Annotated in this window: 7 protein-coding genes and 4 pseudogenes; 1 reads left to right on the top strand and 10 read right to left on the bottom strand. The window is 64.2% G+C overall.

Annotated elements, in window-relative coordinates:
- The 3 genes from JCM9942_RS06875 to rlmD all read right to left on the bottom strand — a co-directional run.
- A partial coding sequence (locus JCM9942_RS06875; RefSeq protein ID WP_172675062.1) for a DsbA family oxidoreductase occupies nucleotides 1-400 on the bottom strand: 400 nt, incomplete at its 3' end.
- 24 nt (nucleotides 401-424) lie between these two features.
- Nucleotides 425-928, bottom strand: coding sequence for a CYTH domain-containing protein (locus JCM9942_RS06870; protein WP_054658665.1), 504 nt, complete (start codon nucleotides 926-928; stop codon nucleotides 425-427).
- A gap of 3 nt (nucleotides 929-931) precedes the next feature.
- Nucleotides 932-2,272 (bottom strand): 23S rRNA (uracil(1939)-C(5))-methyltransferase RlmD, encoded by a 1,341-nt coding sequence (rlmD, locus tag JCM9942_RS06865; protein WP_054658663.1) that lies wholly within the window; start codon nucleotides 2,270-2,272, stop codon nucleotides 932-934.
- A gap of 125 nt (nucleotides 2,273-2,397) precedes the next feature.
- On the opposite strand from rlmD, the gene JCM9942_RS06860 reads away from it, so the two are divergent.
- A complete protein-coding gene (locus JCM9942_RS06860; RefSeq protein ID WP_054658661.1) occupies nucleotides 2,398-3,114 on the top strand; it encodes an Hpt domain-containing response regulator in 717 nt (238 codons plus the stop codon).
- Between the two features lie 6 nt (nucleotides 3,115-3,120).
- Here JCM9942_RS06860 and recO read toward each other — a convergent pair.
- The 7 genes and pseudogenes from recO to JCM9942_RS06825 all read right to left on the bottom strand — a co-directional run.
- Nucleotides 3,121-3,845 (bottom strand): annotated as a pseudogene (recO, locus tag JCM9942_RS06855) (DNA repair protein RecO).
- 33 nt (nucleotides 3,846-3,878) lie between these two features.
- The gene (gene era, locus JCM9942_RS06850; RefSeq protein WP_054658659.1) at nucleotides 3,879-4,781 is read right to left on the bottom strand and encodes a GTPase Era; all 903 of its coding nucleotides are present in this window, start codon (nucleotides 4,779-4,781) and stop codon (nucleotides 3,879-3,881) included.
- Nucleotides 4,778-5,454, bottom strand: a pseudogene (gene rnc, locus JCM9942_RS06845) (ribonuclease III). Before rnc ends, era begins: the two are co-directional and overlap by 4 nt.
- Complete coding sequence (locus JCM9942_RS06840) at nucleotides 5,444-5,821, bottom strand: DUF4845 domain-containing protein (RefSeq protein WP_089153148.1); 378 nt, start codon at nucleotides 5,819-5,821, stop codon at nucleotides 5,444-5,446. Before JCM9942_RS06840 ends, rnc begins: the two are co-directional and overlap by 11 nt.
- A gap of 44 nt (nucleotides 5,822-5,865) precedes the next feature.
- Nucleotides 5,866-6,668, bottom strand: a pseudogene (lepB, locus tag JCM9942_RS06835) (signal peptidase I).
- A 46-nt stretch (nucleotides 6,669-6,714) separates the two neighbouring features.
- Nucleotides 6,715-8,508, bottom strand: a complete 1,794-nt coding sequence (gene lepA, locus JCM9942_RS06830; protein WP_054658655.1) for a translation elongation factor 4 — start codon at nucleotides 8,506-8,508, stop codon at nucleotides 6,715-6,717.
- A gap of 161 nt (nucleotides 8,509-8,669) precedes the next feature.
- Nucleotides 8,670-8,850 (bottom strand): annotated as a pseudogene (locus JCM9942_RS06825) (peptidase S1); the annotation flags it as partial.

Raw genomic sequence — 8,850 nt, 5'->3', positions numbered from 1 at the left:
CGGCCAGATTGCGGCCCTGCGCGAAGTGGGCATGGAACAACGCCTCGCCCACTTGCTCCTGCACGCCTTCGCGGCCCGCCAGCCACAGCAGACGATGGGCCGGCAACGTGGTCACCCGCACCTGGCCCTGCTCGAAATCCATCGGCAACCCTTCGGCACGCGCGGCCGCCTGGGTCTGCGCCAGCATCTGCGCGGTGCGTTCGGCCCCGCCGAACTTGGCCGCATAGGCCTCGCGCAGCGGTACGGGGGTGGCATCGGCATCGGGATCGAGCAGGAACGGGTGCCAGTGCACCTCCACGGACGATGCGTTTTCGCCCATCAGCTCAAGCCCGCGCTGGAAGCGGTGCTTGCCGATCCAGCACCAGGGGCAGACCACGTCGGACCAGATATCGATACGCATGACGGTTTCCTTTGATCGGCGGTATCAGCCGCGCTCTTCAGCGCTCCATTGCGCATACGGACGCGAGGCCAACGCCAGGTTGTAGTAGCGCAGCTCATCGGTGACTTCGGCGCCGGCCCAATCGGGCTTGTCGAACACCTGGTCGGCGCTCTCCAGCTCGACCTCGGCCACCACCAGCCCGGCGTTTTCGCCGAGAAACTCATCCACTTCCCACAACAGGCCGTCGTGACGGACCAGATGCCGGCGCTTGTCGATCAGGCCCCCGACGCACAGCGCCAGCAGCTCGCGCGCCTCACCCACCGGCACCGGGTATTCGAACTCCTGACGGGTGTGGCCCAGCTGGCGCGACTTGATGTTCAGGTAAGCCGCCTCGCCCTGGATGCGCACGCGCACCGAAGCCTTCTGCGCACCACTGTCCATCGCCCCGACGTCGTTGAGGTAGCCCTGCGCCATCGGGATCACCGCATGCGCCGCAGCGCGCCAGCCATCGCCGCGGACCCGGAACTTGCGCTCAATCTCGATGCCCACGGCTTACTTCCTCTCGAACACGGCAATGCTTTCCACATGGGCGGTGTGCGGGAACATGTCCATCGCCCCGGCACTGACCAGGGTGAAGCCCTGTTCGTTGACCAGATAGCCGGCATCACGTGCCAGCGAGCCGGGATGGCAGCTGACATACACGATGCGCTTGAACTGCTTCAGTGGCAGCTGCTGCAGCACATCGATGGCGCCCGAACGCGGCGGGTCCAGCAGCAGCTTGTCAAACCCCTGCTTCATCCACGGCGTATGGCGCTGGTCCTGGGTCAGGTCGGCGGCGTAGAACTGCGCGTTGTCCAGACCGTTGCGCTGCGCGTTTTCCTTGGCGCGTGCGACCAGCCCGGCCTCGCCTTCCACGCCCACCACTTCACGCACCGTGCGCGCCAGCGGCAGGGTGAAGTTGCCCAGCCCGCAGAACAGGTCGAGCACGCGTTCATCCGGCTGCGCATCCAGCAGCGTGAGCGCGTGGGCGATCATCTGCTGGTTCAATTTGGCGTTGACCTGGATGAAATCCAGCGGACGGAACGCCAGTTCCACATCCCACTGCGGCAGCGCGAAAGACAGCGCCACACCGTCGGCCGGCCACAGCGGCTGCACTGTCTCCAGACCGCCGGATTGCAGGTAGATCGCAAAGCCGTGCTCCTGACCGAACGCGATCCACGCCTGCGTGTCAGCGTCGGACAGCGGCTGCAGGTGGCGAATGGTCAGGGCGATGGCGGCATCGCCACCGATGAACTCGATCTGCGGGATATCGCGCTTGACGTCCAGCGTCTCGATGAAGGTCGACAGCGCCGACACCTTGGTGCCGATTTCCGGAATCACCGTCAGGCATTGCTCCAGATCGGCGACAAACCGTGGATCCAGTTCACGGAAACCCACCAGGGTCTTGTCCTTTTTCTCCACCCGCCGCACCGAGAAGCGACCCTTGCGGCGATAGCCCCAGCTGTCGCCGGCCAGCGGCGGCAGCACGGTACCGGGCTTCACATGGCCGATGCGCTCCAGGTTGTCCATCAGCACACGCTGCTTGGCAACGATCTGCTGCGACTCGTCCAGGTGCTGCAGCACGCAGCCGGCACAAACACCGAAATGCGGACAACGGGGCTCAACGCGATGCGGCGATGCCGTCAGCACCTCCACGGTGCGGGCCTCATCGAAGTGCCGGCTTTTGCCGGTCTGCTCGGCCATCACCGTTTCCTGCGGCAACGCGCCGCTGATGAAGGTCACCTTGCCACCCTCGCCTTCACGGCGGGCCACGCCACGGCCATCGTGGCTCAGGTCGAGGATGTCGGTCTGGAACGGCGTTTTGTCTATGCGGGGGGTTCTGGATCGGGCCACGTGGCAAACGGCTGCGCGCAAAAGGGGGCGTATTGTCGCAGATGCGGCACAAACGGACTCCCGTCGCTTGCGGCTGGCTCACGCCTCGCTAAGATGCAACCTGCAGCTGACATGGAGGCAGCCATATGAATACGCATGATCAGGGGACAACCATTCCCCGCTTGCTGCTGGTCGAGGACGACATGACCAGCCAGGGATTTTTCCAGGCCGCACTGGAGTCGTTGCCGGCCCACGTGGATATCGCCGATTCGTTCGCCAGCGCCCTGCAGCGCAGCGCGGCTGTGCGCCACGACCTGTGGCTGATCGATGTGAATCTGCCCGACGGCGACGGTCCGGCCCTGCTCAGGCGCTTGCGTGAAATCCATCCGGGAGTGCCGGCCGTGGCGCATACCGCGGACGCCTCCGCGACGGCCGGCCAGCGGCTGCGCCAAGCAGGATTCTGCGAAACGCTGATCAAACCCATGAGCCGCGAAACGCTGCTCAAAACCGTGCGCCGCACGCTCGCCCGGGGCGGCGACGATGCCAGTTTCGTCAGTGAGGAATCGGCTTCGGACTGGGACGAAACCGCGGCGCTGAGCGCGCTCAACGGTCAGCGCGAACACCTGAACGCGCTGCGCGACCTGTTCCTCAGCGAGCTTCCCACGACCCGGGATGCCGTGGTCTCGGCCTGCCAGCAGCACGATGACGCGATGCTGCGCTCCCAGCTGCATCGCCTGCAGGCCAGCTGCGGTTTTGTCGGTGCATCGCGACTGGGCCGGGCGGTACGCCAGTTGCAGCAGGCCCCTGATTCGCAGGTGGCGCGGCAGCAGTTCGCCACCGCGGTGGACGCGTTGCTGCACTGAGTCAGGTCAATCGCGGCGGGCGTTCAGATCACCGAGCATCTCCCACGATTTCAGGCCACGCCCGCCCAGATGATGCAGCAGCACCGCACGCATCTGCGGGCGCAGGCTCGACAGATCATCTGGCGCCGGGATGCGGTCTTCGGCCAAGGCCAGCAATGCCGCGCCGGTAGCCAGATGGCGCCGCTCGCCGGTACCGCGCTCGCTGAGCAATCGCTGCGGCCCGCCTTGCGGGTCCAGCCGGTAACGGGCAGCCGGATCGATCGGCTGCCCGTCGGCCGTGTACTGCCAGTCAAAGCCGACACCCAGCGCTTCCAGCAGATCCCGCTCAAAGCGCCGCAATGACCACGCCAGTGGCTCGCCGCCTCCCAAGCGGGAGCGCACCATTGCATAGGCTCATAGAGCTCGGGCAGCGGGTCTTGGCGAGGTGCCAGGCGCAGGACCAGTTCGCTGATATAGAACCCGGCCAACATCGCCGGCCCCAGCAGCCGCGGCGCGGCGTCCTGGCTTTCCGCACGGCGCAACTGCGCCAGCTCGCCCTTCATGACCGCATCGAAATGGATGTATTGCAGAGGCTGCAATGCGGCCCGCAATACCTGCTTGCGCGGACCGTGTACGCCGCGCGCGAGCAGGCCCAGCCGGCCGTGCTCGCGGGTCAGCACCTCGACCAGCAGGCTGGTCTCGCGCCACGGCCGCGCATGCAGCACATGGGCGGGTTCGTCATCGATCCGCATGGACGATCACCGGCGGGCGATCACGCCTGTGCCTCAGTTGTCGCCGTAACCGAATGCCTTGAGCGCGGCCTCGTCATCGGACCAGCCTTCGCGCACGCGCACCCAGGTTTCCAGGAACACCTTGGCATCAAACAGACGCTCCATCTGTTGCCGGGCCTTGGCACCGATGTCCTTCAGGCGCGCGCCGCCCTTGCCGATCACGATGGCCTTCTGCCCTTCGCGCTCGACCCAGATCACCGCACCGATACGCAGCAGATTGCCATCTTCGGCGAAGCGCTCGATTTCCACGGTGGTGGCGTAGGGCAACTCCTCACCGAGCTGACGCATAAGCTGTTCGCGCACCAGCTCACCGGCAAGGAAGCGCTGGCTGCGATCGGTGATTTCATCCTCGCCGAACATTGGCGGCGCTTCCGGGACCAGCTTAAGCAGATCCTTCACCAGCTGCTCGAGCCCATTGCGCTTGAGCGCGGACACCGGGTGCACGGCGGCAAAATCACGGCCTTCGGTGATCTGCTGCAGGAACGGCAGCAGCGCGCCCTTGTCCTTCATCCGGTCGACCTTGTTGACCACCAGCACCACCGGGATACCGGCGTCGCGCAACACGTTGAAGGCCAGCGTGTCCTCTTCGTCCCAGCGCCCGGCCTCGATCACCAGCAAGCCGGCATCGACACCTTCCAGCGAGCTGCGCGCCGCCCGGTTCATCACCCGGTTCATCGCCCGCTTCTGCTGGCGATGCAGGCCTGGGGTATCAACCAGCACCAGCTGCCCTTCCGGGAACGTGGCGATGCCCAGCAACCGATGACGCGTGGTCTGCGGACGGTTGGAGACGATGCTGATCTTGGCCCCGACCAGGGCATTGGTCAGGGTGGATTTGCCCACATTGGGGCGACCGATGACGGCAACACTGCCGCAACGATGGGAGGATGAGTCGTTCACTTCGAATCCAATTGCTCGATCGCGGCCGCGGCCGCCTGTTGTTCGGCCAGCCGCCTGGAAGTGCCTTCGCCTTCAGTCGCCACGGCAGGGTCAGCCACGCTGCAACGCACATGGAAGTGCTTGGCATGGTCGTCGCCGGTCTCCGATACCAGCTCGTATACCGGCAGTGTCTTCTGCCGGGCCTGCAACCACTCCTGCAGGCGGGTCTTGGGATCTTTTTCCGGCTTGTTCACCGGCACGGCGGCCAGCGCGGCCTCGAACCAGGGCAGCACCCGGGTACGGCAGGCCTCGAATCCGGCATCCAGGTAGATAGCGGCCACCACGCTTCCACGGTGTCTGCCAGGATCGAGTCGCGCCGGTGCCCGCCGGACTTCATTTCACCCGGCCCCAGGGTCAGGCGCTCGCCCAGTTGCAGCGCACGGGCGACAACTGCCAGCGCGCCTTCGCAGACCAGGGTGGCGCGGGCACGGGTCAACGCACCTTCGTCGGCCTTGGGCCAGCGCAGGAACAGCGCTTCGGCGATCAGCATATTGACGATGCTGTCGCCAAGGAACTCCAGACGCTCGTTATGCGGAGCGCCGGCACTGCGATGGGTCAGGGCCTGCTTGAGCAAGCCCTGATCCTTGAACGGGTGACCGATCAGATCACCCCGCTGGAATGGTTTATTCGGCACCGCGTTTTGTCAGATCCTGAGAATTGTCAAAGCGCCCGACGATATCCAGATTGCCGATCAACGCCTTACGCACCTCGTAGTTGACGCTCATGCGCCAGCCGCCTTCGATACGGTCAAACTTGATGTTGTCTCGCTTCACCGTATCGGAATAATTCATATCCATGCGCTTGAAGAACAACTCCTGCGCTTTGCCAGGATCCATGTCCGCGCTGCCGGACTCATTCGCCAGCGACTTCATTGCGACCTTCACCGCGTAAAATTCCTGATACATCGGGAACAGCTTCATGCCGATGTAAAGCGCAAAGCCAACAACGGCCAGCACCATCAGGAACGAAGTCAGCGTCATACCGCGCTGCTTGCGATTCATAGCCTTGTGATTCATAGCGATCTCCCCAGAAACGCGTTGTGAACTCATTGGATTCCCGTCCCGATCCGCGACGGTTCGAAGCTGCCCTTGCAGAACCAGCCCTCACAATTGAGCCAGATCAGGAAGGCCTTGCCGCGCAGATTCTGCTCCGGCAGGAAATGGGTCTGGGTCCAGAAACGGCTGTCTTCGCTGTTGTCGCGATTGTCGCCCATCACGAAGTACTGGCCGTCCGGCACCACCCAGTCCCCCTGTCCCATCGGACTGGCGCGCCCCAGCCATTCCAGAACAGTGTGCGTGCGCCCGGGCAGATTTTCTGTGAGCAAGGCCGCACCGGTCATTTCCGCACCGCGCCCTTTGCCGATGTACTCGCCGAGTGCCTGGTAAGTCACCGGCTCGCCGTTGATCGACAGCGTGTCACCGTGGAAGCCGATGCGATCTCCCGGCAAACCCACCACGCGCTTGATCCAGTTCTGGTCCGGCGCGTGCGGCGGCTTGAACACCACCACATCGCCGCGTTTGGGCTCGCCCACCGGAATGATCTTGGTATTGGTGATCGGCAGCCGGAAACCATAGGAGAACTTGTTGACCAGGATGAAATCGCCGATCAGCAGGTTGGGCATCATCGAGCTGGACGGGATCTTGTACGGCTCGGCAACGAAGCTGCGCAGCACCAGCACCACGGCCAGCACCGGAAGAAGGCCCGCGAGTAATCGACCAGCGCGGGTTCTTCGCCCTCCAGCAACGAGGCATTGGCGGCCCGCCGCTTGGCCAGAAACCACTTGTCCAGCAACAGCACCAAGCCCGAACCCAGCGTCAATACCACCAGGGCGATTTCAAACCATTTCATCCGTCATCCTTAGCGTTGCAAAGACGCAGCCCGGGGCAAGGCCCGATTACTTGTTGTCCATCTGCAGCACGGCCAGGAAGGCCTCCTGCGGAATTTCCACGCGGCCGACCTGCTTCATGCGCTTCTTGCCTTCCTTCTGCTTCTCCAGCAGCTTCTTCTTGCGCGAAACGTCGCCACCATAGCACTTGGCCAGCACGTTCTTGCGTATCGCCTTGACCGTGGTACGGGCGATGATCTGCGCGCCAACTGCGGCCTGGATGGCCACGTCGAACATCTGCCGCGGGATCAGGTCTTTCATTTTTTCGCACAGTTCACGACCACGGCGGTCCGCATGGCTGCGGTGCACGATCAACGACAACGCGTCGACCTTGTCGCCATTGATCAGCACGTCCAGGCGCACGAACGGACCGGCGTCGAAGCGCACGAAGTGGTAGTCCAGCGAGGCATAGCCACGGCTGACCGACTTGAGCTTGTCGAAGAAGTCCAGCACCACTTCGGCCATCGGCAGCTCATAGCTGATCTGCACCTGGCTGCCCATGTAGTTGATACCGATCTGGCTGCCGCGCTTCTCTTCGCACAGCTTGATGATGCTGCCGATGTGTTCCTCGGGGGTGAGGATGTTGGCGCGGATGATCGGCTCGCGGATCTCTTCCACCTGGTTGATCGGTGGCAGTTTGGCCGGGTTGTCCATCATCACGATGCTGCCATCGCTCTTGAGCACCTCGTAGATCACTGTCGGCGCGGTGCTGATCAGATCGAGGTTGTACTCGCGCTCCAGGCGCTCCTGCACGATTTCCATGTGCAGCATGCCGAGGAAACCGCAGCGGAAGCCGAAGCCCATCGCCTCGGAGCTTTCCGGCTCGAAGCGCAACGCGGCGTCGTTCAGGCGCAGCTTGTCCAGCGCCTCGCGCAGATCCGGGTAATCGTCCGCATCCACCGGGAACAGGCCGGCAAACACGCGCGGCTGCATTTCCTGGAAACCGGGCAGCGGCTCTGGGGCGGGGTCGGCCAGCAGGGTCAACGTGTCGCCGACCGGCGCGCCATGGACGTCCTTGATGCTGGCATTGATCCAACCCACCTCGCCAGCGCGCAGGGCCGGCATTTCCTTGCGCTTGGGAGTGAACACGCCGACCTTGTCGACCAGGTGCCAACGCCCGGTCGACATGACCTGGATCTTGTCACCGGCCTTGATCTGGCCCTGCATCACCCGCACCAGCGAGACCACGCCCAGGTAGTTGTCGAACCACGAGTCGATGATCAGCGCCTGCAACTTGTCGCTGCCGCGGTCGGCCGGTGGCGGAATGCGGTGCACGATGGCTTCCAGCACGTCTTCCATGTTCAGGCCGGTCTTGGCGCTGACCGCCACCGCGTCGGAGGCGTCGATGCCGATCACAGCCTCGATCTCGGCCTTGGCACGATCGATGTCGGCCGTCGGCAGGTCGATCTTGTTCAGCACCGGCACCACTTCCAGGCCCTGCTCGATGGCCGTATAGCAGTTGGCCACCGATTGCGCCTCCACGCCCTGCGCCGCATCCACTACCAGCAGCGCGCCCTCGCAGGCGGCCAGCGAGCGGCTGACTTCATAGGAGAAGTCCACGTGCCCGGGGGTATCGATGAAGTTCAGGAAGTAGGTCTCGCCGTTGCGCGCCGTGTAGGGCACCGACACCGACTGCGACTTGATCGTGATGCCACGTTCGCGCTCGATCGGATTGTTGTCGAGCACCTGCGCTTCCATCTCGCGCGCGGTCAGACCGCCGCACAGCTGGATGATGCGATCGGACAAGGTGGACTTGCCGTGATCGACGTGGGCGATGATGGAGAAGTTGCGGATCATCCGCATTGAATCGTGTGACATAGGTGGCGGCGGCGCGCGGCGTCGTCAGGATAACGCGGCATTATCGCATGCTAGGGCCGGCCCTCGCACAGGGTTTGGCCGGCAGCTGAACGACAGGAGCCGCCCGAGGGCGGCTCCTGTCCGGTACTGCAGGTATTCGGAAGGGATCAATCGCCAGCCCGGACCGCCACAAACGCGCTGTTTGCGCCCGCCCGCACCAGCAACATGACCACATCCCCCTTCTTGTAGCCGGCGAGCTCGCGGTTCAGCGCGGCCACGCTGCCTACCGCGGTGCGCCCCACCTGCAGCACCACCATGCCCGGCACCAGACGCGCCTCACGCGCGGCC

The organism is Stenotrophomonas pictorum JCM 9942 (assembly GCF_001310775.1).
GTDB classification, from domain to species: Bacteria; Pseudomonadota; Gammaproteobacteria; order Xanthomonadales; family Xanthomonadaceae; genus Stenotrophomonas; species Stenotrophomonas pictorum.
The sequence above is the reverse complement of the archived record's forward strand: the minus strand, read 5'-3'. Positions and strand labels throughout refer to the sequence as shown.